Raw genomic sequence first — 23505 nt, 5'->3', positions numbered from 1 at the left:
CTGGCTGTGACGTCTCACCCTCCCATCGCCTCATACGGCTGAGGAGCCTTCCATGGCACATGAGCACCCTTCCCGGATCCTCCGGCCGGCTTCGTCGCCCGCCCCCTCGCCATCCGACAAGGCGCCTGCTCAGCAGGCGCTGACATTCCTGCGCAAGCAGCTGCCTCCGAGCATCGATGTGTCTCTGCCACAGGCGCGCGTGTTCGTCCGGACGACGGCCACGGTGCTGGGCTGGCAGGGGGACATCGAAACCGCCGCACACACCGCTGCCGCTCTGGTGCGCAATGCGGCCGACTGCACCCGGGAATCGTTCTGTCTCGGTCTCGCGGTCGACGCGGAGGGGAGTCTGCTCATCGAGGTCGAGGACGGCGAGCGTGTCTTCGCCGATGCCGACCACGTGGCAAGGCTTCTCTTCTTCCTGACAGGGGCTCGCGTCTCCTGGGTAGCAACCGTGGACGGGCGGGTCGTGCGGGCCGTGATGCCCATGCGGCAGGCCGTACGGGCCGGTGGTGTCGCGTGAAGCTCGCCTTACGGGATGCTTCCTCCCACACGATCACCATCGTCGACCCCGCACGCGGTGGCGTTACGGCTTCGGTCACCTCTGCCGGGCGCTTCTCGGCTGATACGGACGTCCTCCTGCGCATCCAGGCTCGGCTCGACCCGCACGCAGAGGTCTACTCCCTGCTCGATCAGCTCGACGACACCCTGCCCGAGGAGCGGATCCGTCAGTGTGCCGACGAGTTGGGCACGGCGCTGCTCCGGCTCGGAGACCTGGCGCAGAAACAGGGGGAACCGCCCGACGCCCTCTCCTCTCTTCTGGAGCTTGCCTCCGAACCCCTCCCCGTCGCACGAGGGTTGGCGGCGTGGATGGGTCGCCGGCCGTCCGCCCGTGGTCTGGCCACCCGTCGGGCCGCCGCGCTGATGAGCCTGCTCGAGCGCATCGATCCCTAGACCGTCCTCCCCGTCGCTGCTCGCCCATCGACCGGTGCTGTTGCCGCACGGGTCACGGCACCGCGACTGTCAGGCCGCCCTCATACGTCTCCCCGGGAGTGAGTCCCCTGAACACCTCCGTCCTGCCTGCCCCCTTGTCAGATGCTCCTCATGAGAACGACGTCGAAGAGCTGCGGACCGCACTGCGCTATGTGGAGGGCACCCACGTCGTTCACGTCACCGCGGACCGCTCGATCTTCGTCGTCTCGTACGGCGGGCCGGTGCCGGTCGCCGGTCGGATCGCGGCCGACCAGGACGAGGCGGTCGCCTGGACCAGGGACGCCCTTCTTCAGGAGGGGATCCCGGCGACGGTGACGGAAACGGAGCTGTTGGAGGTCTGGGGTGTGGCTGTCGTACTGCCGCCGGTGGCGACCGCCCGGGCCGTACAAGCATTGACCTCTCTGGTCACGTTCCGAAGGCCGGATGTGCTGACCGCTCTTCGACTGTGGAGCGTGATGACCCAACGCGGGTTCAGCCTGCCCGACTCCTTCTTTCCCGGGAACGGGAAGGTCCACGGCCTGTGGTTGTCCGTCCGCGACGTCCGTCTCGTACAGCAGGCTCTCGGCTTTCCGCCCTACGAGGAGATCGACGACCCGGGCGAGCTGAGCTCCCTCGCGCGAGTGCTCGCCGAACAACTTGCCGCGAAGCTCGGCGGCTCCGTCTCCGTCCTCGCCGATGCCGCACCTCTGGCGGAGGCCGACCTCCGCCCCGACGGCGTCGGCATCCCCCTCCTGACCTTCGCACAGGCCGACCGCCTCATCGCCGCCCTGCGGCCCCAGGAGGACAAATGACCACAGTCAGCCGGCCTTTACGCTGCCGTCCTCCACACGAAAGCCCCTCCCGCGGATTCGAAACCCTGTTATCCGCACCGCAGGAACCTGCGGCGACCGGCACGGTGTCCGTCCGGGAGGAGGTAAGCGCAAGTCACGTCCAACGCCGCGCAGTCCTCCTCCAGCAGCTGCGCCAGCACCTGCAGCGCTACGACTTCGGAGAGAGGCTGCCGCAGAACAACGTTCTCGCGCGTGCCCTGGACGTCAGCGTCTCGTCCCTTTCCGCCGCCATGGCAGAGCTCGGCGCCGCTGGAGAAGTCGTCTACCGGGGAAGGGTCGGGCGCGGCCACTCCTACCGGCTCAGGCCTGGGGAGCAGCACCCGGACGACTTCGCTTTCGAACAGACCACGCGCAAAGCGATCCAGGACGGGATCTACCGACCGGGAACACCTCTTCCCCTGGGGGTGCTCGCTCTCCGCCACAACCTGGCCTCCGCGCAGATACCCAGGGCCTGTCGCGGGTTGATCGCCGAACGTCTCATCGCCTTCAGGCAGGACGAGCGCCTCGGGCCCGGGTACTACGTCCTCCCGCCTCGGGAACGTCCTTCCGGGCAGAAGACGGAGATGGGGGAGCGTACGGGGGACCTGCCGTGAGCCGAAGGCGACTGGTCGCGTACGTCGTCCTGCTCGTCGCCGTGTTCGCCACCCTCCTCTACGCCGCCACTCAACCGCTTTCTTGAGCGGCCCTTCTCGCTTCCGGTCCTCGGCCGAGGCCCGGGTGGTCAGGAGGCGCGCCGCCCCGGTCGGTTCCTCCGGCTGCGGCTCCCTGCTTCCTGACAGTGCAGTACCGACATCTCATCCACCCCATGAAGGAGTGAACATGGCGCACATCGCCGACCCGGGTACCACGCAGGTCCGTCCGCAGTCGATGGTCTCGACCACATCCGACGGGTTCGAGCTGGACGTCGCCCTGGTCGAAGTCGCCGACCCGGCCAGTCTGACCAACCTCACCGACGACGGCTGCGGTTCCACCTGCGGCGCCTGCACCACCGGCGTCGCCTGACCGGTTCAACGGTCCCCATACGTGGGTCGGTGCCGCCGCGCTCTTGCGGTGCGGCGGCACCGGTCCGCTTCCGACCATCCCCTTGCGGAGGCGTAGACGTGGTTTCACCGTCGTACCGATCCGGCCGGACAGCGCTCGTGCGCGCCGTCACGCGGCCGGCGCACTGCCTGCCCTCATGCCCGGACCTGGGCGATGGGGCGGTCGAGAGCACGGCAGAGCAATCGGCGTGGTTACGGAGCATCTGGGACGGCAGCCCGTTCGGTGAGGGGCTGCGGCATGCAAGTCCGCAGCTGGCCTTGCAGGTTGACGTGCTCCTCGGTTCTGCGTCGCCCCTTCCTCACGATGTCCGGAAGGCCGCCGTGTCCACCGTCCGTTACCTGCTGCGGGCAGGGCACCGCGCGACTCCGTTCGGGCTGTTCGCCGGGGTCACGACTGCTGCGGTGAGTGCCAGCGCCGGGGCCACGTGGGGAGATGAGCACACGGTCGTCGCCCGGCCTTCGGCAGAGTGGCTGGCAGCGGTCGTCGCGCGTTTGGAAAGTTGTCCGGAACTGCTGCTGCGGCTGCCCGTGGTTGCCGCCGGCACGCTCATGGTCCGCGGGGGCCGGCTGATCCTGCCGTACACGTCTGACACGGCACAGGGCCGGCCCCGGGCGGTCGAGGCCTCGCTCCGACTGACCGGCCCGGTACGCGCCGCCCTGTCGGCCGCCCGTACCCCGTCCTCCTTCGACGCGGTGGTGGCCTGCGTCCTCAACGCCTTCCCCGAGGCCGGAACCGACAAGGTGACGGGACTGCTACGAGACCTGATCCGGCTGCGGGTACTGATCACGAGCCTGCACGCTCCCAGCACCGAGACCGACGCCCTCGGTCACCTCCTCAACCGGCTGGACGATGTGGACGCCGGGTCGATCCCGACCGTGGCCGGCCTGGTGGGCGAGCTGCGCCAAATCCAGGAAGGCGTTCGCCAGGGCCCGCGCGAGGCCGTGGCCGTACGGATGCGGAGCATGGCGCCCGGTCTGCGCCCGCACCCGCTCGCGCTGGACGTCCGTCTGGATGCCGAGGTCGCTCTGCCCGTCGAAGTGGCCCGGGAGACGGAGCGTGCCTCGATGCTCCTGACTCGGGTGAGCCCGGCGCCATACGGGACCGCGGCCTGGAAGGCATACCACATGCGGTTCTACGAGCGGTTCGGCATCGGGACGATGGTCCCGCTTCTCGACGTGGTCTCCGACAGCGGCATCGGCTTCCCCGACGGCTACCCCGGGGCTGCGGCCGGTGAGCGGCGTCCGCGGTTGTCAAAGCGTGACGAGGTCCTGGTCCGGATCGCGCAGCGTGCCGCGCTCGACGGGCACGAGGAGGTGGTTCTGGACGAGGCACTGATCGCCGAGCTGGAGTCCGGGCCCGTCCCGCCCCGGATCCCGCCGCATCTGGAGCTTGGGTTCCAGGTCCAAGCCCGGAGCCTCGAGGAGTTGGAGCGGGGCCGGTTCCGGCTTCGGGTGGTGAGCGTGTCGCGTGGGGCCGGCGTGGGTCTGGGCCGGTTCCTGAGCGTCATGGCGCCGGAGGACCGGGAGAGGCTGATCGCCGACCTGGCCGATCTGCCCGCAGCCGACCGTGCCACGGTGCCCGCTCAGTTGTCGTTCCCTCCGCTGCTGCCGGAGAGCGCCCATGTCACCCGCACCCCGCAGGTCCTGCCGGTGGTGATCAGCCTCGACGAGCATCGGGATCCCAAGGACGGAGTCTTGGGGGTGCAGGACCTGGCAGTCGGCTGTGACGGGCGGCGCATGTATCTCGCCGTGCCGTCTCTGGGACATCGGGTCGAGGCACTCGGAATGCACGCCTTGAACCTTCACACCCACACTCCGCCGCTCGTCCGGTTCCTCACGGAACTGTCCCGGGCCCAGTGCGCTCAGGTCACGGTCTTCGACTGGGGAGCTGCGGCAACGATGCCGTTCCTGCCCCGGCTCCGTCACGGCCGGATCGTCCTGTCGCCCGCCCGCTGGCGTCTGGAGCGCTCCGAACTGTCTGGCCACGGAGGCCGGCAGGAGTGGAACGATACCTTCGCCCAATGGTGCACGGCCCGTCGAGTGCCGCGGCACGTACAGGTGGGAGACGGAGACCGGCTCCTCACGCTCGACCTCTCGCATGCCGGCCATCGCGTCCTGTTGCGCGAGCGGCTCGATCAAAAGGCTTCGGTCGTCCTCACCGAGGCCGGAAAGCCGGACGGGTTCGGGTGGTGCGGCGGCCGGGCGCACGAGATCGTTCTGCCTCTCAAGGCCACGGCACCACCGGCGTGGCCACCGGTGCCCGCCCCCACCCCAGCCCGCATCGCGCGGCGCGACCAGGTCCACACCCCGGCTACCTCGCCGGTGCTGCTCGCCAGCCTGTACGGGGACATCCGTCGCCAGGACACCATCCTGGCCGACCACCTGCCCGATCTGCTGGACCGGCTCGGCTATCCGCCGTGGTGGTTCGTCCGCTTCCGCGACCCCGACCAGCACCTCCGTGTGAGGATCGCCCTGCCCACCGACGAGGCGTTCGCAGAGACCGCGCGCACGATGAGCACGTGGGCGGAGGAGCTGCGCGACAGCGGGCTACTGTCGGATCTGCGTTATCCCACCTCGTATCGGGAGACGGGTCGTTGGGGGTCCGGATCCGCGTGGGCGGCGGCCGAGGAGGTGTTCCGGGCGGACTCGCGCGCCGTGCTCGCCCAACTCGGGCAGCCGCAGCGTCCGGGGCGGCGTGCGCTGGTCGCCGCACACACCGTGGCCATCGCCTCCGCGTTCCTCGGCGACCCTGAGTCGGGCATGCGCTGGCTGATCGACCATGTGCCGGCCGCTGCCCCGGCCCGGGTCCCCCGTCCCCAGTTCGCCGAGGCGGTCCGGCTCGCCGACCCCAGCAGTCACTGGGAGGCGCTGCGCAGCATGCCGGGCGGGGAGGTGACCGTCGAAGCATGGTCCGACCGGGGCCGGGCCCTCGCCGCCTACCGCTCTCACCTGCCCGGGCCCGACACCGAGGGCATCGCTCTCGACGACGTCCTCACGTCACTGCTGCACGTCCACTTCGTTCGGCACGTGGCGGTGGACTTCCTCGAGGAGGAGATCTGCCTCTACCTCGCCCGTGCCGCCGCCCTCGCCTGGACCGCCCGGAGGACATCGTGAACGCCCCCGCGCAGTTCGTGCGCACCGTGGCCGATCTTCTCGCCGACCCCCGTACCGCTCCGGGCGTGGCGGAGGCGAACCGTCAGCAGCTCGCGTACGGGATGCCGGGCATCGCGCTGCTGCACATCGAACGTGCGATCGCCGGTCTCGGTCCGTGGCAGCGCGTCCACGACTGGCTCTCGACCGCCGCCCGGCAGCCGTTCACCAGCGGCCCCGACAGCCATCCCTTCTACGGGGCGCCGGCCCTCGCGCACTCCGTGGCGTGCGCCGCCGAGCACCTGCCCGGCCCCTACCAGCGGGCCCTGGACAGGCTGGACCGGCAGACAGAAGCCGACGTACGCCGCCGCCTGGCCGCCGCACACGAGCGCATGGACGACGGTGGGCTCGCGAAGATCCCCGAGTTCGACACCATCCGTGGGCTGACCGGCTACGGCGCTCACCTGCTGCGCCGCGACCCGACCTCCGCTCTCGTCCGATCGGTCCTGGAATACCTCGTGCGCCTAACCTCACCGGTCACCTTCGACGGGGAGAGCCTGCCCGGCTGGTGGACCGCCACCGGTCCGTCCGGCCGTGTGGACGACCGGTTTCCCGACGGACACGCCAACTCCGGCCTCGCGCACGGCATCGCGGGCCCCCTCGCACTGCTGTCCCTCGCCGCCCTGCGCGGCACGGTCGTCCCTGGCCAGTACGGAGCGATCCGTACGATCCTCACCTGGCTGGACCGCTGGCGGCAGGACACCACTGACGGAACCGTCTGGCCGTACTGGGTCACCCGCACCGAACTGCGCGAGGACCTTCTCGCGCCCTCCGCGTCCCGGCGTCCGTCGTGGTGTTATGGGACAGCCGGGCTCGCCCGGGCCCAACAGCTCGCCGCCCTAGCCCTGAAGGACGTACGCCGACAGGCCACTGCGGAACGGGCGCTTCTCCGTTCCCTCTCCGATGGTGCGCAGCTCAAGGCCATCAGCGACAAGGGCCTGTGCCACGGCTTCGCCGGGCTCGCCCACGTCGCCGTCCGGGCCGCGGCCGACGCCGGCCCCTCGAACTCCAGGAGACTGCGTGCCGTCGTCCCGGCGCTCGTGGACGAGATCTGCCCGGCGGTCGGCGATCCGGTGGCTGCGGCCCGCGCGATCATCCGTGACGGCACCACGGGACCGGGATTCCTCGACGGAGCCGCAGGAGTCGCCCTCGCCCTGCAGACCTCCGTCACCGCCGTCCCGCCGGAATCGACCTGGGACACCTGCCTCCTCATCGCCTGATCCCCTTCGGCCAAGGACCTCCGACATGTCCCGAGCACGCTGGCACCAGCACCACGTCACCTTCCCCGACCGCGCGGCCGCCCGCCGCGCCATCGCCGAACGCCTCGGCCCCGCTCTGCGGGTCGCCGAGGAGGACAGACAACTCACCGGCTGGTGGTTCATGAACAAGCAGCCCTGGCCACTGCGCTACCGCGCTCCCACCTCGTCGCCCACCGTCGAAGCCCTGCTCGACGACCTCATCCGCGACGACGTCGCCACCGCGTGGGTCTCCAGCGTCTACGAGCCGGAGACGTACGCGTTCGGCGGACCTGCAGGGATGGGCATTGCCCACAAGCTGTTCCATGCCGACAGCCGCCACCTGCTCGGCTACTGCCCCGGCTCCGGACGGCTCGGCCGCCGCGAGACCGCCGTCCTGCTCACGAGCGCCATGATGCGCGCCGCCGGACTCGACTGGTACGAGCAGGGAGACGTGTGGGTGAAGGTCGCCGCCCTACGCCCGTCCGAAACACCCCTCCCTCCCACTCGGAGAGCGACCGCGCTTCCGGCGATACGGACGCTGATGACCGCCGACGCCCACGCTCTGGGCCGCCCAAGCGGTCCCCTCGACGGCCACAGCGCCTGGATCGCCGCTTTCGAGCAGGCCGGCACGGACCTGGCCCGCCTCGCCGCCGCAGGACGTCTGTCCCGCGGCCTGCGAGCGGTCCTCGCCCACCACGTGATCTTCCACTTCAACCGTGCCGGACTTCTCCGGCACGAACAGCACGCCCTGTCCCACATCGCACGAGAGGCCGTCATGGGATCGAGTGACACCCACACGTCGCACCACACCGCACCGTCCGGGATCACTAGCGTCAGCGCGGTGACCACCGACACCACCACCGCCGAAGCCGAGCAGCTTCGCAACGCCCTGGTCGACCGGCTCAAGAACGACGGCCATGCCCACACGCCCGCCGTCGAGAACGCCCTGCGCACGGTGCCCCGGCACCTGTTCGTCCCTGACGCCCCTCTGGAGGAGGCGTACGCCGACGCGCCGGTGAACATCAAGTACGACACCGACGGCACTCCGATCTCCTGCGCCTCCCAGCCCACCGTCGTCGCCCTCATGCTCGACCAGCTCGACGCCCAGCCCGGCGAACGGATCCTCGAAGTCGGTGCCGGCACCGGCTACAACGCCGCCCTGCTCGCCCACCTCGTCGGCGAGGAAGGGCACGTCACTACCATCGACGTCGACGACGACCTCGTCGAAGGCGCCCGCGCCCGCATCGCCGCTGCCGGATACGCCAACGTCACCGCCCTCACCCGTGACGGAGCCCTAGGCGATGCCGAGGGGGCACCGTACGACCGGATCATCGCCACCGTCGGCGCCCACGGCATCCCGCACGCCTGGCTCGACCAGCTCGCCCCCGGCGGACGCCTGGTCGTCCCCCAGCGCCTGGTGGGCAGCGTGTCCCGGTCCATCGCCTACGAGAAGCGCGACGGCCGGTGGGTGTCGCTCGGCAGCGAGATGAACACCTTCATGCCGCTGCGCCGGGGCGTCGCCGACGACGACCGACGTGTCATCCCCCTCAGCACGGACGGCACCGTCCGACTCCAGGCCCCCGCCGGCCGACACATCGACACCGACGCTCTCGCCGGAGTCCTGGACCAGCCCCGGACCGAGGAATGGACCGGGGTGACGGTACGCGCCATGGAATCCCCCGAGTGGATGGAGCTGTTCGTCTCCTGCACCGTCCCGGGCGGCCTGGTCCGGATGCTGTTCCCCTCGAGCGCCAAGGGAACGCACCTGGCCGAGGACCCCTATCCCTCCTCCACCGCGGTCGTCGACAAGGGCGCCCTCACCTACCTCGCCCGCCGCCTGTCCGACCGGACCACGCCCGAGGGAGGCAAGCTCTGGGAGTTCGGCGTCATCGGTCACGGCCCCGGTAGTGAGGAACTGGCCGCTCGGGTGGCGGGCGCCGTCCGGACATGGGACCGCGAGTACCGCGGCCGCGAAGCCACCTTCCAGCTCCTTCCCCTCGACGCCACCGTCCCCCGGCGGAGTCACGGTCTCTTCGTCCTCGACACCCCGCTCAACCGCATCGTCGTCGACTGGCAGTAGCCCCACTCGCTTTCCGGTGCCCGCCGTCCACGACCCGGCGGGCACCGCCCACTGCCGACCGCCCGGGGAACTCATGGATCCGCACAGCCCGACAGCCAAACGCTTCCCGCTCATCGCCCGATTCCGCCCTACCTGTCTTCCTCTCCCCGACCGCGTACAGGCTCTCGCCCAACTCGCCGAGGCCGCACGGGAACAGGAAGACGAGGGCCGAGCCTCCGCCGTCTACAACCAGGCCGCTCTCATCGCCTCTGACCTCGGCCTGCCCGCCCTCGCACGCCAGATCTGCCACGCACACGCCGCCGCCTACCTCCACGCCGGCCCCTTACCCGCCATGAGCGCGATCCGCGGGCTGGAACCCGTCGTCAACCTCGCCCGTCTACAGATCCGTGCCGGCCACGCCGACGACGGCCGCCAACGTCTGACCGACCTCTATGAAGCCGTAGGCACCGGCTCTACCATCCGGTTCGAAGACATTACCGTTCCGGCCCGCCTCACCGCCACGAGCGAAGACCGGGAGGAAGTCCGCGCCTGGCTGTGGCGGGTACTCCTGGCGGACGGCACCCGCGCCCTCACCACCCTCGGCCGATGGGACGAGGCACTCGCCCACCTCACCGAGTACCGCGGCATCGGGCAACGCATGCTCGACGGCCGCCAGGTCGCCGTCATCGCCGCCCTCACCGCACACGACTCGCAACGGGCCCAGGACCTCCTCACCACCACGGCACCCGGCGACCCATGGGAACGGACGGTCACCGACTGCCTGACCGTCCTCTGCCACAACGCCGCCGGCCTCCCGGACGACGACCAGCGCGCATCCCTGGCGGAGACGTACATCTCCCAGAAGCCCGAGCCCGGAATGGGCCTCTTCAGCATCCGCCTCGGCCTCGCCGTCCTAGACGGCGTCGGCGACTCCGCCCTCCTCGCATACGACCTCGTACACGAACTGCACCGGCGGACCATGGAAGCGAATGACGGATACGCAGCACGCGAAGTGCTGGCCCACCCCCTCTTCATCAGGCATGCCACGGACTCAGAGGCCGCAGGGTGCCGACTACTGCTCCAGGACAGCAGCCTCAGCACAGGCGCTCTTTCCACCACGTTCCTCAGCATGCTGACGACCGCCACAAAGACCAGCGACGACGTCATCCGCAGCAGCCGAAGGGACTGAGCCCGGACGCCGGCCAAAGGAATCGCCGGCGCGGCAGGGCCTGGTCCGTTGACGACTGGTGTCAGCGCCGGATGAGGGGCTCATGAGATGCCTCTGCCTCAGCTTGATGATCTGACCTCGTTGGTCGTACGTACCGACTTCGGTGGCGAGGGTGTCTGGGACACGGTTCGAGCCGCACTCGACGCGGGTGACGAGTACCCTCACGCCACGTGGGTCAGCGGGCTTCACTTTGCCGCCGCCTGGTCCGGGCAACTGGTGTCAAACCCATGATCGGCCGCCGCGGAGACCTGCAGGCCTCCGACCTCGGCGTCCACCAGTGGGTCATGGAACGGGACATTGCCCGGCTCCACTGTTTCCGCCAGCTCCGTATCCGCTGGGAACGATGTCCCGACATCCACGAAGTCTTCCTCGGCCTCACGACCTGTCTGATCACTCGCCGACGCGTCCCACTCCTTTGTCAGGACCTTTTGGGCCGCGCCACCGCACACCTCTGGATCAGCAGTCCCGGAATGATCCAACCATTTCGAAGATCATTTCGTTAGGGGTTCTAAATGCCTTGGTGGGCTGTCGGCGGCCGGTCCTAGACTCGTCAGATGGCGCTCAAGTACAGCAGCGGCAGCGGCGATAGCCTGCCGGAGGACGTGCGGCCGGAGTCCTACCTGGCCGGGATCGATCCTGCTCCCACAGGGTGGGTCACCGTCCTGCAGGAGCCCGTGGACGGCCGGTACTCATGGATCGGCAGCTACCTGACGACCTTCGTCGGTCGCGAGTACGCCCTGTCCAAGAGCGACTGGACCCACGGCAGCGTGGGCCAGACCGAGGTTGCACACTTCGGCGACGAGGCCGTCTTCGGCGACGGCATGGCTGACACTTCCGCTCGGGCCGAGTTCTTCGTCCAGCTGCGTCGCCACCAGCAGCCCGATGTCGAACCCACCATCGAGTTCACCCACTCGTTCCTGTGGTACTTCGCCGCCGTGCCGCGCCCCGACAGCAGCTGGTACTTCCTCGACGACGCCGGCCGCGACCAAGAGCTCATCCGCGTCCACCGCAGCGACACCGACCTGCGCATCGAGGTCACCGCGCTGCCACTGCGCCGCTACCTGGCCGTCCGCGAGCGCTTCCTCGTCGTCCAGCACGAGCGGATCACTCATCTCGACGCAGCACCCGCCCAGACGATCCAAGCGACGGACCGCACGAAGGTGAGCACCTTCGAGCTCCACAGCAGCCGCATGGGGCCACCCGCCGTGCGCCTGTGCGGCAAGCACTTGGTCTTGCCCATCGACGCCGAGCCGGCCGACCTCGCCTACCCGTACACGACCGCCGTGTCGTACCCCGAGTTCATCATCGGCACCGATCCGAGCACCGGCCAGCCCATCACCTTCACCTGCGACCCGGACCAGCTCAGCGGTGCCTACAAGGATCTCGGTACACCCGACTACCTGACCCGCGTCTACTTCCGACGCGAGGTACTGCGCCGCTACACCTCCGAACCTTCTCGCTACCAGGTGCGAGACGGCCGCCTGTCGTGTCTGGGACTGTGGGGCATCTCGATTGGCCGCAACGAGGAGGGCCTGGTGGAGGCATATCTCGGCGACCTGGGCCGCGACCTGCCGAGTGCCGAGCGCGCCCACTGGCTGAGCTTCAACGTCGCGCCACTCGGGGGCATCGACGAGGCGCGCCGACGCCGCGACATCCTGGGTGAGTGGATTGACACGACCACTGATCCGCTGCGCCGTCTGACCGATGCACGCGAGCGGTTCAGCACGGCGCTGTCCGCCATCGTCAGGCAGCCGGTCTACCGGTCCTGGGATGCCGCCGACCAGATCGCCTTCGCCGGCCTGCACACGCCCACCAGCAGCGAGCAGAGCGAAGCCGACACTCAGATCCTCACCCTCGCCAAGGGCATCATCGACTACCTCGACACCAAGGCCCTGCGAAAGCTCCCCGGAGCCGACGCCAAGGCCGCCACCATCAACAACCTCGAGGGGTGGGTGAAACACACCGGCGGCAACCCCGACACCCTCGTCGGCCCGCTACGCCTCCTCTACAACCTGCGGAGCAACGGCGCGGCCCACGCCCGGAACAAGAAGTGGCCCGCCTTCCTTACCCAGGCCGGCCTCAACCAACTTCAGCCGGACGAACAGTTCGTTCGACTGATGACCAGCGCTGTCGAAGCCCTCGAAGCCCTCGCCAGCCATGCTGAAGCGCAGGCGCAGCCAACCTCTGGCGAGGGAGATGACGCTCCCGGCCAGTAGCCAGCCGGCGCGAAAGGCTCGTGATGACGCGGCATCGCACCTGACCAGCTGACGATCATGGAACCGTGCCTGAGGAATTCGGTGGTCTGCGCGGCGGGAGCTTCGTCATGCTGGTCTTGAGGTGAGGGGGCGCGCGTGGCACGTGACGAGGCGGAGATTGAGCAGAGGAACCAGCAGTGTCTTGAGTCGTTCGTTCTGCGAGCGCGTCGTGTGGCAGAGCACTCCCTGGCTGATGACTGGGAGAAGCTCGTGGCGCTCATCGACCCGAGGATCGGGGTCCGTTTCGAGAACGGTGAGGCTCGGATCCGGCATGAGCTGCCGGCCGAGGAGGTAGTCGAGTCCGCGGCGGCGCGGATCCGGCCGATTCTCTTGACGACCGAGGACTGCTTCCACATGAAGGCGTTGAAGGCACTGGGCTACGCCTGCCGGGAGCTGCCGCGGGATGCGGAGCACGTCCGGGCAGCGCGTGCCGAGTGGAAGGCTCGAGTGGACCCCGCCACGCCCGCAGATGCCGCCTACCGGATCCTGGTCACCAACACGACGACAGGCGAAGAACACGACCTTGACGCGCATCGGCTGGCCCTGGCCTGGATCTACGGCGACGTGGTGCATCACGACACGGAGCGGCGAAAGGAAGGTGACCCCTTCGGATTGCGAGACCGGTTCCGGGCCGCTGTGCCGTTGGTCGCCTGGACCATGGTTGCGACGATCGAGCTCCTCGCCTACATCGAAGCCCTGTGCAAGGATGGTGTTCTGCAGCTCCGTCCGGAAGTCTTCGACGCACAGGTCGCCCTGAAGTCGACAGTGTGGGAAGAGCCTGTTCAGATGTTCTTCGCTCCCGTCGGGACGGAGTCGCCGTCTGGTGCGACGACTTCACTGCCCGAGGAGTGGCTCCCCCTGGGCAAGGACACGGACGTCTCGCACTTGCAGCACATCTTCGGAGGACAGCTCCTCCACCCAATAACTTCCACACACGCGACAGCCCCGTGCAGCGAAAGCTCCGACGAGGACCAGCCAAGGGCGACGGCAAGACGGCATCAAGCGCCCAGAGGGTTCTATGGCAGTCAGCGATGGGCTGACAGGCCGAGCTGATCGAACGCTGGAAAGAAATGCAGCTCTGACGATGTACAAGGCCCTCACAGCCCTGGAGGCTGGCCTCGGCGCCGCAACCGTACAGGCGAAGCAGGCCGGGTCGCGCCCGGATCCGATGGTGCACCGCCTACTTTCGCTGCGCCGGACCGCCCCGTTGTCGGTGCCAGCTGAAAGGCTGGTCGGATGAACGGTGACGAGCAGCTGCTGCGCGGCCGGTCTACGGCCACGACCACGACGACCCCTGTCCGCTTCCGCACCGGACCTACGCCGAATTGGTCGGCGGACCGCTGGACGGCCTGCTGTTGGACATCCACGGGTGGCGCACCGAGGAAGTCGACGATGGCGTCGCCCTGACCATCGAGCTCTCCAGGTGGCCCGGCGGCAGCGCTCTGTACGATCCGCGTCCCGGCGAGCCCCGCGCAGCCGGGCCCGGCATCGCGTGCCGCTTCTACTACTCTGGTGACACGCTCTGACCGTCGGCCCGTCGGGCGCCGCGGCCTACGGCTGGCCTTCGGGCAGCTGGGCAGCGGTGTTCTCGATCCACAGCAGCGTCCACTCGACGCCGGCCCGCCAGCCGGGCTTCGCACCGTCGTGGCGGCCTTGGGCGTTGGCGCGGATGTGGGCGGCGAGGGCGCGCAGGTCCTTCTGCAATCCTTGCCGCTTGGCCGTCTCCATGGCCTGAATCATGTCGTCGGTGATGTCACCGGTGCGGAGTACGCTCATCGCCCCACCCTGGACGATGCCCCCCGCTCATGGCCATACCCCCAGGCCAACCGCGTCGGAAGCCAGCGGCGAAGCTCTGGTCAGCTTGCGATCTCCCGTGCCCCGACCGGGAAGCGCGGCGCCGAGCTCCTCTACCGCCTCGGCGACCTCAAGAAGTGGCCCCGCAGCGCGACCAGCACCATCGACGTCGACTGACCGCCCGCTCTCTTCGGCGCCCGGAACCGGTCGGCCGTTGTCGGACCCGCTCCGTACCCTTGGTTGAGGCACCTGAGACAGGAGGGCAACGTGGCCCGCAACGGGATCAACAAGCGTGAGCTGGACAAGTGGGCAAAGAACCTGGTCAAGGAGACCAACAAGAGCCTGGAACGCGCCCAACGACGGAACCCTCCTCGTGTGTCTGCCCAGCTCAATGCCACCGCCAGCGCCGCTCTCGGTGGTGAGGAGACCGAGAGCAGCGGCAATCTGGCCCGGCTGCTGCTGTGGCTGGACGAGCAGGCTCGGCAGAACTCCTCGCACTACATCAACGTGACCCGGTTCGTCGAAGAACAGCAGCTGCACGACGAGGACGCATCCGTGCTTGCCTTCGAGCTGGAGCAGCGCGACTACGTTCAAGTCTCCCGCAACTGGGGCGGCGAAGCTCCCGAGGTTCACCTCACCGACGCGGGCCGCGCCGCGATCCACCGGCTGAAGAAGCTGCGCCTGGACCGCGCCGCCCGTCTCCGCTACACCATGGACGCCTTCCACCGGTGGCTGTTCGACACCGCCGGCGACCAGAGGCCCACCAACCCGGTGCTGTTCCTCGACACACCCGCCTCCTACTTCGCCGGATCCGAGATCACCGGTACCGAGCTGCACGAAGCACTCGCCTACCTGGCACAGCACCAGCTGATTGAGCGCATCGACACCGAGCCCCCGACCGTCGCCATCACACCCCAGGGCGTCAGCTGCGCCCTGACAGGAGGAAGCGTGCAGGATCACGTCAACCAGCCCCGCCTCGGCACCATCTACAACAACTACATGCCGAACGCCAAAGGCGTCATCATCGGCGAGCAGCAGCACTTCGCCCAGAACAACACCGACGGCGTCGACCCCACGCTGTTCGCCCAGCTCGCTGGGTACATCGGTCAGGTCAGCACCACCCTGGGCATGTCCGACACGGACCGCGTTGAGCTGGAGCGCGTCGCCCAGGACCTCCACGCCGAGGCGACCTCCGAGACCCCCGAACCGAGCCGCCTGCGCCAGTTCGCCACGCAGCTCAAGGACAAGCTCCTCGAGGCTGGCACCACCATCGCGGCCACGATGGGTGTACAGATGGCCGACCAAGCCCTCGCCGTGCTGATGCAGTAGCTCGTTCAGCAACATCACGGGCCCAGGGGAACAGCCATGACTTCCCCGGGCTCGTCTCGGAATGCACACCGTCCAACAACGCCACAACCCCACCGCCATGCGAATGCCGGTTGCGGTGACTTCAGCAGACGAGCAAGCCAACCCGGCGTAGCCTGCTCAGGAGCATGGGCCGTGACGTTCTACCTGGTTCGGCTCCACACGCTACTGAGAGGGGAGCCGGGCATGGTGAACAGCGGGCAGACGGAGACAGTCGCACTGGCGGCGATGCTTAGCGAGCGCGCCGCCGTGAACGCCCGGCTGGCACTGGTTGCGGACGCACAACAGTGGCGACTGCACCACGGTCAGGTCACCTTTGACGACGACGCCCCACTGAAGGAACGGGCCTGGCGCTACGACACGGCGGCCTTCCTAGAAATGCGCTTGCCCGGCTCGACAATCGCCGCGCTACTGCGAGGCGAGGAACAGGATGTCCAGGACATCCACGTCGTCCCCCCCAACCCACAGTCTTCCAGCGCCTCCACCTATCGGCTGCGCGGTCAGGAAGACCGGGGCTGGATGACCACGTCCTGGCCGCGCACTGAGTGGACCATCAGCCGGAACAGCAGCACTCCCCAACCCGGCTACGGCCTGCTGGTAGGGGACGGCCCCTCCTTCTTGAACTTCGACCAAGCCTTCAGCGCCTTCCTCTACCAACGACCGCACGACAGCAACGCGAACCGTTCGGACCTGTGGCGGATTGTCCTGCCGCAGCGGGCGGGCTGGTTTTCGAAGATCACCATCGGGCCCGACCTGCTGACAGCCGTCGTCGACGGCGAGAACCTGACCGCCGCGGTACTGGAACTGAGCTGGGCGGCGGGCAACCAGACCCACTCCCTCGACAGTGCCGGCATCTACAGCTTCGCGCTGCCCGACGGACTCGCGCGTGACAGCCTGTTGATGCTCCGCCGTGAGGACCAGTGGCTGGACTGGCGCAGCTTCCCGGCCCCGGCATACGGGCGTGCCCGTGACGCCTCGGTCGTCTGGGAGCAGCCCGGCCCCGAACTGAACCTTCTCCTAGCGAATGGAGAGGGACAGCACCTGGAGTGCAAGCGAGAGGTACCCGAGGGCGAATCACGGAAGAAGATGCTCAAGACCATTGCCGCCTTCGCCTCGAAGGACGGCGGCACCATCCTGATCGGAGTCCAGGACGACCTGCAGATCGTGGGCCTGCCCGAGCAGTTGAACATCGACAAGCAGACCCTTCAGATTGCCAGCATGATCCGGGACAACCTGGAACCGGTGCCGATCTACGAGTCACGCGTGATCGACCACGACGGCAAGAAGGTCCTCGCCATCGAAGTCTCCGGCGGGGGTCAGATGTACGCCTACCGCAACGGACAGCGCCTGGAGTTCTACGTACGCGTCGGCCCCAACACCGTGCCCGCACGTCACCACGAGATCGCCGCCGGATTCCAGCAGGACCCAACCGCCACAACGTTCTGAAGCCGCGTCGCGGACGGCGAAATTCCGAGACCGCCAGGCAAGCGGCTCTCTACGATCGTCAGACGATTCACGCGACCTGTGCAAGGAGCACTCAGTGGGGGAAGTCGTACCGCACCCGGCAAGCGATCTGATCTCGAACAGCGAGGTCCCGGCCCTCATGGGGCAGATCCGGCCGCAGTGGCAGTCCAAAGGGCTGATCGAACGGGTCCGTCGTCTGCTGCCGGTCGACCCGAGCAGCGCGTGTCAGCGCCTGCTGAACGCTGCGATCCAGGACCTCCGGGAGAAAGTCCAGATCGCCGGTATCGACATCGCCTCCGAAGTCGCTGCAGCCTACAAGCTGCCGCCGATCAACCGAGGCAGCCGCGGCGGTGAGGACATCGAGAACTACTCCACCGCCAAGCTCATTGACCTGTCGTACCGGATGGGGCTGCTGAGCCGGCCCGAGTGGCGCAAGATGACCCGCGCCTACGACATCCGCCGTGATCTGGAGCATGAGGACGCCGAGTACGAGGCCGGCATCGAGGACTGCATCTACATCTTCAAGACCTGCATAGACGCGGTCCTCTCCCGCGACCCCATCACGCTCATCCACGTCTCGGAGGTCAAGCAGATCGTCCAGGCGTCGGGCCCCGTCACCGCCGACCCTGATCTCCTGAACGACTACAAGCACGCCCCCGAGACCCGGCAGCTTGAGATCCTCAAGTTCCTGCTGAGTGTGGCTCTGGACGACTCGGAACCCGACCTGGTCCGTGAGAACTCCTACGTCCTCATCCAGGAACTCGATGCCTTCACGGGCACTTCCGTACGCGTTGACTTGGCCACGCACCAGATGGACAAGATCGGGCGCGCGCCGCTCACCGAGCTCCAAGTGCGCGTCGCCCACGCGGCCGGCATCCTGCCGTACTTCCGGAAGGCTCAGCGAACTACCTTCTTCCGAAGCCAGCTTGAGGACCTGGAGAAAATCGGCCACAGCTGGAGGGCCCATGCCTCCCACGGTCCTGCCCTCCGGCTATTCCCTGAGTTCGGCGGGCTCGCTGCGGTTCCCACGGACGTGCGGGTGCAGATCGTCCGCTGGATGACCCTGTGCTACATCGGCGAAGAGGGCGGCTACGGCACGATGGGCCGCAACCGTAAGGTCTTCTACAGCAACAGCGCCGCGCCTCTGATCGAGCAGATCTTCAAGGAGGACCGCGAGATCATCCGTGATGACATAAGCGGCCTTCAGAAGGACCGCGCGGTGAAGCGGGTCTGCGCAGATGAGTACGTCGCCCGCCGCTTTCAGAACCTCCTGGACTTAGTCGATGCCTGACATAACGGATCGGGCGCCAGGAAGACGACCTCCTGGCGCTCGATCCGTGCGCGCACGTGGCCGCCGCCGACTTCGGTCCGTGGGTGGTGACGCAACCTAATGCGTCTCAGGCACACCCGGGAGAAGAACAAACAACCCGGCGCCTTCGCTCACGTCGTCCCCGCACACCAACTCACCCGCGATCGGGACGAATTCTTCGCCCAGATCGACGACGAGTCCCTCGACCACTTCGAGGACGTCTCCAAGCTGTTGCAGAGCTGAAATAGCCGCCGCCGGCCCGCCCTCCGGCTCTCCCCCGACACGGCCCCCACCCTCGGGCTGCTCTCCTTCCGCGCCCCGTTGCGGGTCCCGTCGAAGAGCCGCCACAGACGCCCTGAAGCCCGGCACCACGGACGCGGCTGAACCGGCAGCGATGCCACACCCGGCGAACCGCACCGCTCCGGGAACCGCGAGCTTCACCCGATATGCCGGGCAAGCAGCGCAAGCTCGTGCCGTCCGAGTGGAGTGGAGCAGCGCTCGCTTCGATCCCAACGGACAAGCACGGCCCGGGAGGTGGTGTGCAGCGTTGTTCCGGACGTGACGATCCGCTCGGCGAGCGTGAAGCTCGAGCGCGAGAGTCGCTCGACCGTTATCTCGACCGCCGCCGGACCGTCGTCCACCAGGAGCTCACGACGGTAGTCGAGCTCCTGGCGGGCCAGGACGAACGCCGGCTCGCTCTCGTGCCACAGGTCACGCAGCCACCGCCAACGTGCCTCCTCCAGCAGCTTCAGATGGGCGTAGGCGGTGACGTGACCGAGGTAGTCGGTGAGCTCTTCGGTGAGTTCGATGGGGACACGTTCCATCACGCCCACTCCTGGACCCGCATCACTTCGCCGGTTGGCACGGCGTTCCTCCTGCCTTGATGAGATGGCATCTCCGCGTCACGTCAGAGTGAGGCGACGATGTCGCCGACCCTGTCCTTGGCGTCGCCGAAGAGCATCTGCGTGTTCTCGCGGAAGAACAGGGGGTTCTGCACTCCGGCGTAGCCGGCGGCCATCGACCGCTTGAAGACGATGACGTCCTTGGCGTTCCAGACCTCCAGGACCGGCATCCCCGCGATCGGAGAGGACGGGTCCTCGGCCGCGGCCGGGTTCACCGTGTCGTTCGCGCCGATGACCAGGACGACGTCGGTCTCACCGAAGTCGTCGTTGATCTCGTCCATCTCGAGGACGATGTCGTACGGCACCTTGGCCTCGGCCAGCAGCACGTTCATGTGGCCGGGGAGGCGACCCGCGACCGGGTGGATGCCGAACCGGACGTCGACGCCCTTCGCCCGCAGCTTCGAGGTGAGCTCCGCGACCGGGTACTGCGCCTGCGCCACCGCCATGCCGTAGCCGGGCGCGATGACCACTGACGAGGCGTTGGCCAGCAGCTCGGCGGCCGCGTCGGCCTGGATCTCGCGGTGCTCGCCGTAGTCCCTGTCGTCCGCAGCGACGCTTGCCTGGCCGAAACCGCCGGCGATGACCGAGACGAACGAGCGGTTCATCGCCTTGCACATGATGTAGCTCAGGATCGCACCGGACGAGCCGACGAGTGCGCCGGTGATGATCAGCAGGTCGTTGCCGAGCAGGAACCCGGCGGCGGCCGCAGCCCACCCCGAGTAGCTGTTGAGCATCGAGACGACGACGGGCATGTCGCCGCCGCCGATGGCGGAGACCAGGTGGAAGCCGAGCACGAGCGCGAGGGCGGTCATGACGAGCAGCGGAAGCAGGCCGATGCCGTCACCGTGGTCGTTCTGGACGAGCGAGAACCACATGCCGAGGCCGACCGACACGAGGACGATCGCCAGGTTCAGCAGTTGCCGGCCCGGCAGGGTCAGCGGCGCGGACTTCATCTTCGCGCTGAGCTTCAGGTTCGCCACGATCGAACCGGTGAAGGTCACGGCGCCGATGAACACGCCGACGAAGACCTCGATGTCATGGACGGTGTCGCGGCCGGCTCCGTGCTGCAGATACGAATTGATGCCGACCAGCACCGCGGCCAGACCGACGAAGCTGTGCAGCAGCGCGATCAGCTCGGGCATCCCGGTCATCTCGACCGTCCGAGACCGCCAGGCGCCGATCACGGCACCGGTGGCCATCATCGTCAGAACGACGAGGACGGCGACCCCCAGATGGGGAACGTCGGCGGTGCTGAGCTGATTCTGCTGCGCCATGAGCAGGACGGTCGCGACGAGGGCGAGCGCCATGCCGACCATGCCCAGGATGTTGCCCTGCTTGGCGGTCTCGTGCTTCGACAGGCCCGCCAGCGCGCCGATGAAGCACAGACCGGCGATGATGTAGAAGCCGGTGATGAGGCCGTACAGGTGCGGTGAGGTGAGGAATTCGTTCATCGTCGATCAGGCCTTCCGGAACATCTGGAGCATGCGCAGGGTCACGAGGAAGCCGCCGAAGATGTTGATGCTCGCGATGAGGACGGCGATCGCGGCGAGGACCAGGATCACCGGGTTGTCGGCCGTGCCGACCTGGAGGATGCCGCCGACGAGGATGACCCCGGAGATCGCGTTCGTCTCGGCCATCAGCGGGGTGTGCAGGGCGTGGGCCACGTTCGAGATGACGTAGTAGCCCGCCACCACCGCCAGCGCGAGCACGGTGAAGTGCGAGAGGAACTTGAACGGCGAGAACGCCGCGAGCAGTGCGAACAGCACACCCGCCAATCCGAGGGCGTACCACTTGCGACGGGGGTCGACCGGCTTCTTCTCCTCCTTGACCGGAGCGGCTACGGCCGGCCCGGCGACCGGCGCGGCCGAGACCTGCACGGCCGGCGGCGGCCAGGTGGGCTCGCCCTCCTTGACCACGGTGATGCCGCGCTGCACCACGTCGTCGAAGTCCAGCGTGAGCACGCCGTCCTTCTGCGGGGTCAGCAGCTTGAGCAGGTTGACGATGTTGGTGCCGTACAGCTGTGAGGTCTGCGCGGCCAGGCGACCGGCCAGATCGGTGTACCCCAGGACGACCACGCCGTTCTCGGTGACGACCTTCTGGTCGGCGATCGTGCCGGCGACGTTCCCGCCGTTGGCGGCGGCCATGTCCACGATCACCGAGCCGTTTCGCATCCCCGCCACGGTCTCGGCGGTGATCAGGCTCGGCGCCGGGCGGCCCGGGATCAGCGCGGTCGTGATCACGATGTCGGCGGCACGCGCCTCCTCGTCGTACAGCGCCGCGGTCGCGGCCTGCTGCTCCGCGGTCATCGCCTTGGCATAGCCGTCGGAGGACACCTCGGACTCGAAGTCGACCTGGACGAACTGGGCGCCCATCGACGCGACCTGCTCGGCCACCTCCGGACGTACGTCGAAAGCGCGCACGACGGCGCCCATCGCGGAAGCCGCACCGATCGCGGCCAGACCGGCGACGCCGGCGCCCACGACGAACACGCGGGCCGGGGGGATCTTGCCGGCGGCCGTCACCTGGCCGGTGAACATCCGGCCGAATTCGTGCGCGGCCTCGACCACGGCGCGGTAACCCGCCACGTTGGCCATGGAGGACAGTACGTCCATCGACTGCGCACGGGAGATCCGCGGGACGGCGTCCATCGCGAGCGCGGTGATCGGCCGGCGCGACAGGTCGGCGACGAGTTCCTCGTCCAGCCGCGGATTGAGCATCGCGATGAGGGTGGCGCCGGGCTTCAGCCGGTCTCGCTGGGCGAGGGTCGGCGCGTTGACTCCGACGACGACGTCGGCCGACAGCGGGTCGCCGAGGGTGGCGCCCGCCTCGGCGTACTCCTGGTCGGAGACGCGAGCCAGTTCGCCGGCACGGGGCTCGACGACGACCTCGTAGCCGAGCTTCAGCAGCTGCGTCACGGTCGCCGGCGTCGCGGCGACACGTGTTTCGCCGGCCCGCTCTTCTTTGAGGATTCCAATGATCACCGGGCCTCCCCCAGCCCGAGGTTCACCAGGTCGGCCAGGAAGGCCGACACCTGCTCGATCATGTCGCTCATGCCTGCGCCTTCCGCCTCGCTGCCTGGCGCCGGAGCTCGCTCTTCGCGAGGGCGTTCTTGTGGACCTCGTCCGGGCCGTCGGCGAAGCGCAGGGTCCGGATGTGGGCGTACATGTTGGCCAGCAGGAAGTCCTGGGACAGTCCGCCAGCGCCGTGGACCTGGATCGCCTTGTCGAGGATCCACTGCACCGTCGCCGGGGTGGCGATCTTGATGGCCTGGATCTCGGTGTGCGCACCCTTGTTGCCGACGGTGTCCATCAGCCAGGCGGTCTTGAGCACGAGGAGCCGGAGCTGCTCGATGCGCACCCGGGACTCCGCTATCCAGTCGCGGATCACGCCCTGGTCGGCGAGGGGCCGGCCGAAGGCGACGCGCTCCTCGGCCCGGGCGCACATCAGCTCGACGGCCCGCTCGGCGATCCCGATCGAGCGCATGCAGTGGTGGATCCGGCCCGGGCCGAGGCGGGCCTGGGCGATGCTGAACCCGTCGCCCTCCCCACCGATCAGGTTGGTCGCGGGAACCCGTACGTCGGTGAAGGAGAGGTCGGCGTGACCGCCGTGCTCGCGGTCGTCGTACCCGAGGACGTGCATGCCGCGGTGGATCTCGAAGCCGGGGGTGTCCCGCTCCACGAGGATCATCGACTGCTGGCGGTGCCGGTCGGCGTCGGGGTCGGTCTTGCCCATGACGATGAAGATCTTCGCGTTGGGGTTCATCGCGCCGGTGATCCACCACTTGCTGCCGTTGATCACGTACTCGTCGCCGTCGCGCACGATCGACGTGCCGATGTTGGTGGCGTCGGAGGAGGCGACGTTCGGCTCGGTCATCGCGAACG

General features: G+C 68.3%; 21 protein-coding genes and 1 pseudogene. 16 read left to right on the top strand and 6 right to left on the bottom strand.

Annotated features, from left to right (window positions below; genetic code table 11):
• Positions 1-52: 52 nt before the first annotated feature.
• From ABZ318_RS24380 to ABZ318_RS24340, 9 genes are all read left to right on the top strand, one after another.
• Positions 53-520 (top strand): hypothetical protein, encoded by a 468-nt coding sequence (locus ABZ318_RS24380; protein WP_356904587.1) that lies wholly within the window; start codon positions 53-55, stop codon positions 518-520.
• Entirely contained in the window at positions 517-951 is a 435-nt protein-coding gene (locus tag ABZ318_RS24375; RefSeq protein WP_356904586.1) for a hypothetical protein, read from the top strand. The genes ABZ318_RS24380 and ABZ318_RS24375 overlap by 4 nt, the downstream gene beginning before the upstream one ends.
• A 134-nt stretch (positions 952-1085) precedes the next feature.
• Positions 1086-1781: a hypothetical protein gene (locus ABZ318_RS24370; protein ID WP_356904585.1), complete on the top strand. Its 696-nt coding sequence runs from the start codon at positions 1086-1088 to the stop codon at positions 1779-1781.
• Complete coding sequence (locus ABZ318_RS24365) at positions 1778-2413, top strand: hypothetical protein (protein ID WP_356904584.1); 636 nt, start codon at positions 1778-1780, stop codon at positions 2411-2413. The genes ABZ318_RS24370 and ABZ318_RS24365 overlap by 4 nt, the downstream gene beginning before the upstream one ends.
• 226 nt (positions 2414-2639) lie before the next feature.
• A complete protein-coding gene (locus tag ABZ318_RS24360) occupies positions 2640-2822 on the top strand; it encodes an FxLD family lanthipeptide (protein WP_356904583.1) in 183 nt (60 codons plus the stop codon).
• A 167-nt stretch (positions 2823-2989) separates the two neighbouring features.
• Positions 2990-5974 (top strand): lantibiotic dehydratase, encoded by a 2985-nt coding sequence (locus ABZ318_RS24355; protein ID WP_356904603.1) that lies wholly within the window; start codon positions 2990-2992, stop codon positions 5972-5974.
• Positions 5975-5991: 17 nt separating this feature from the next.
• On the top strand, positions 5992-7230 hold the full coding sequence (locus tag ABZ318_RS24350; protein ID WP_356904602.1) for a lanthionine synthetase C family protein: 1239 nt from the start codon (positions 5992-5994) through the stop codon (positions 7228-7230).
• Positions 7231-7255: 25 nt separating this feature from the next.
• Positions 7256-9328 carry a methyltransferase, FxLD system gene (gene fxlM, locus ABZ318_RS24345; RefSeq protein ID WP_356904582.1) on the top strand — a complete coding sequence of 691 codons (2073 nt, stop codon included), beginning with the start codon at positions 7256-7258 and terminating at the stop codon, positions 9326-9328.
• A 73-nt stretch (positions 9329-9401) separates the two neighbouring features.
• Complete coding sequence (locus ABZ318_RS24340; RefSeq protein ID WP_356904581.1) at positions 9402-10496, top strand: hypothetical protein; 1095 nt, start codon at positions 9402-9404, stop codon at positions 10494-10496.
• Between the two features lie 224 nt (positions 10497-10720).
• Here ABZ318_RS24340 and ABZ318_RS24335 read toward each other — a convergent pair whose 3' ends face one another.
• Positions 10721-11014 (bottom strand): hypothetical protein, encoded by a 294-nt coding sequence (locus ABZ318_RS24335; RefSeq protein ID WP_356904580.1) that lies wholly within the window; start codon positions 11012-11014, stop codon positions 10721-10723.
• 75 nt (positions 11015-11089) lie between these two features.
• On the opposite strand from ABZ318_RS24335, the gene ABZ318_RS24330 reads away from it, so the two are divergent.
• The 3 genes and pseudogenes from ABZ318_RS24330 to ABZ318_RS24320 all read left to right on the top strand — a co-directional run bounded on the left by ABZ318_RS24330 (position 11090) and on the right by ABZ318_RS24320 (position 14316).
• A complete protein-coding gene (locus ABZ318_RS24330; RefSeq protein ID WP_356904579.1) occupies positions 11090-12751 on the top strand; it encodes a hypothetical protein in 1662 nt (553 codons plus the stop codon).
• Positions 12752-12886: 135 nt separating this feature from the next.
• Entirely contained in the window at positions 12887-13843 is a 957-nt protein-coding gene (locus ABZ318_RS24325) for a hypothetical protein (RefSeq protein ID WP_356904578.1), read from the top strand.
• Between the two features lie 183 nt (positions 13844-14026).
• A pseudogene (locus ABZ318_RS24320) lies at positions 14027-14316 on the top strand (hypothetical protein).
• Between the two features lie 25 nt (positions 14317-14341).
• On the opposite strand, the gene ABZ318_RS24315 reads toward ABZ318_RS24320, so the two are convergent.
• Positions 14342-14566 carry a hypothetical protein gene (locus ABZ318_RS24315; protein WP_356904577.1) on the bottom strand — a complete coding sequence of 75 codons (225 nt, stop codon included), beginning with the start codon at positions 14564-14566 and terminating at the stop codon, positions 14342-14344.
• A 285-nt stretch (positions 14567-14851) separates the two neighbouring features.
• Here ABZ318_RS24315 and ABZ318_RS24310 point away from each other — a divergent pair, with 285 nt between their 5' ends.
• The 4 genes from ABZ318_RS24310 (at position 14852) to ABZ318_RS24295 (ending at position 18965) form a co-directional block, all read left to right on the top strand.
• Positions 14852-15913, top strand: a complete 1062-nt coding sequence (locus ABZ318_RS24310) for a hypothetical protein (protein WP_356904576.1) — start codon at positions 14852-14854, stop codon at positions 15911-15913.
• A 171-nt stretch (positions 15914-16084) separates the two neighbouring features.
• The gene (locus ABZ318_RS24305) at positions 16085-17395 is read left to right on the top strand and encodes an ATP-binding protein (RefSeq protein WP_356904575.1); all 1311 of its coding nucleotides are present in this window, start codon (positions 16085-16087) and stop codon (positions 17393-17395) included.
• A 94-nt stretch (positions 17396-17489) separates the two neighbouring features.
• On the top strand, positions 17490-18704 hold the full coding sequence (locus ABZ318_RS24300) for a hypothetical protein (protein WP_356904574.1): 1215 nt from the start codon (positions 17490-17492) through the stop codon (positions 18702-18704).
• Positions 18705-18803: 99 nt separating this feature from the next.
• Positions 18804-18965: a hypothetical protein gene (locus ABZ318_RS24295; protein WP_356904573.1), complete on the top strand. Its 162-nt coding sequence runs from the start codon at positions 18804-18806 to the stop codon at positions 18963-18965.
• A 194-nt stretch (positions 18966-19159) separates the two neighbouring features.
• Here ABZ318_RS24295 and ABZ318_RS24290 read toward each other — a convergent pair whose 3' ends face one another.
• From ABZ318_RS24290 to ABZ318_RS24275, 4 genes are all read right to left on the bottom strand, one after another.
• Positions 19160-19546 (bottom strand): thioesterase family protein, encoded by a 387-nt coding sequence (locus ABZ318_RS24290; protein WP_356904601.1) that lies wholly within the window; start codon positions 19544-19546, stop codon positions 19160-19162.
• Between the two features lie 83 nt (positions 19547-19629).
• Entirely contained in the window at positions 19630-21075 is a 1446-nt protein-coding gene (gene pntB, locus ABZ318_RS24285; RefSeq protein ID WP_356904572.1) for a Re/Si-specific NAD(P)(+) transhydrogenase subunit beta, read from the bottom strand.
• Positions 21076-21081: 6 nt separating this feature from the next.
• Positions 21082-22605, bottom strand: coding sequence for a Re/Si-specific NAD(P)(+) transhydrogenase subunit alpha (locus ABZ318_RS24280; RefSeq protein WP_356904571.1), 1524 nt, complete (start codon positions 22603-22605; stop codon positions 21082-21084).
• A 67-nt stretch (positions 22606-22672) separates the two neighbouring features.
• The coding region (locus ABZ318_RS24275) for an acyl-CoA dehydrogenase family protein (protein ID WP_356904570.1) at positions 22673-23505 on the bottom strand (833 nt) is incomplete at its 5' end.

The sequence above is a fragment of the Streptomyces sp. NPDC006197 genome (assembly GCF_040613865.1).
In the GTDB taxonomy this organism is placed as follows: Bacteria; Actinomycetota; Actinomycetes; order Streptomycetales; family Streptomycetaceae; genus Streptomyces.
The sequence above is the reverse complement of the archived record's forward strand: the minus strand, read 5'-3'. Positions and strand labels throughout refer to the sequence as shown.

What these genes read in the sequence shown, in the direction of transcription:
- ABZ318_RS24380 (WP_356904587.1), top strand. Translation starts at nt 53, where the DNA reads ATGGCACATGAGCACCCTTCCCGGATCCTCCGGCCGGCTTCGTCGCCC.
- ABZ318_RS24365 (WP_356904584.1), top strand. Translation starts at nt 1,778, where the DNA reads ATGACCACAGTCAGCCGGCCTTTACGCTGCCGTCCTCCACACGAAAGC.
- ABZ318_RS24360 (WP_356904583.1), top strand. Translation starts at nt 2,640, where the DNA reads ATGGCGCACATCGCCGACCCGGGTACCACGCAGGTCCGTCCGCAGTCG.
- fxlM (WP_356904582.1), top strand. Translation starts at nt 7,256, where the DNA reads ATGTCCCGAGCACGCTGGCACCAGCACCACGTCACCTTCCCCGACCGC.
- ABZ318_RS24340 (WP_356904581.1), top strand. Translation starts at nt 9,402, where the DNA reads ATGGATCCGCACAGCCCGACAGCCAAACGCTTCCCGCTCATCGCCCGA.
- ABZ318_RS24330 (WP_356904579.1), top strand. Translation starts at nt 11,090, where the DNA reads ATGGCGCTCAAGTACAGCAGCGGCAGCGGCGATAGCCTGCCGGAGGAC.
- ABZ318_RS24315 (WP_356904577.1), bottom strand. Translation starts at nt 14,566, where the DNA reads ATGAGCGTACTCCGCACCGGTGACATCACCGACGACATGATTCAGGCC.
- ABZ318_RS24295 (WP_356904573.1), top strand. Translation starts at nt 18,804, where the DNA reads ATGCGTCTCAGGCACACCCGGGAGAAGAACAAACAACCCGGCGCCTTC.
- ABZ318_RS24290 (WP_356904601.1), bottom strand. Translation starts at nt 19,546, where the DNA reads ATGGAACGTGTCCCCATCGAACTCACCGAAGAGCTCACCGACTACCTC.
- pntB (WP_356904572.1), bottom strand. Translation starts at nt 21,075, where the DNA reads ATGAACGAATTCCTCACCTCACCGCACCTGTACGGCCTCATCACCGGC.